This is a genomic window from Thermococcus sp. Bubb.Bath, from assembly GCF_012027595.1.
Lineage (GTDB): Archaea > Methanobacteriota_B > Thermococci > Thermococcales > Thermococcaceae > Thermococcus.
In genome coordinates this window covers 1-461 of sequence record NZ_SNUR01000029.1, presented here as the reverse complement: position 1 = coordinate 461, position 461 = coordinate 1, and the positions used below count along the sequence as shown (strand labels likewise).

Below are 461 nucleotides of genomic sequence, written 5' to 3'. Positions count from 1 at the left end.
AGACACAACCCACAAACTCAAAGGCCTAATCAGCGAAATAGTCAACGTCACCAACGAACTCGACAAGAGAGCCAACATCCTCACCCAAATCACAACCGACGTCACCGAAGCCATCAACCAAGTAAACGAAGCAGTACAACAAGTAAGCATCGAAGCCCAACGCCAGCAAGAAAACATCAACGAAATAACCGAAGGAATGCGCTTCGTCTCAGAAACAAGCGCAGAAAGCGTCAGAGCCATGGACGAATTCGAGGCGGCAGTAAACGAAGTCGTCACAATAGCCAGCGAAGGCAGACAAAAAGGCGAAATCTCAGCCAAACAAATCGAAAGCATCCAGCAAACCATGAACGAAATCGAGGAGTCGGTCAGGAAGGTCTCTGAGATGAGCAGGAGTATTGAGGAGATTACGAACGTGATTACCAACATTGCGGAGCAGACGAACTTACTCGCCTTAAACGCAG

The 461-nt window shown here is 48.4% G+C and carries 1 protein-coding gene; it reads left to right on the top strand.

Features of this window, described 5'->3' with window-relative positions; all coding sequences use genetic code 11:
* The coding region (locus tag E3E29_RS11365) for a methyl-accepting chemotaxis protein (RefSeq protein ID WP_240922872.1) at positions 1-461 on the top strand (461 nt) is incomplete at both ends.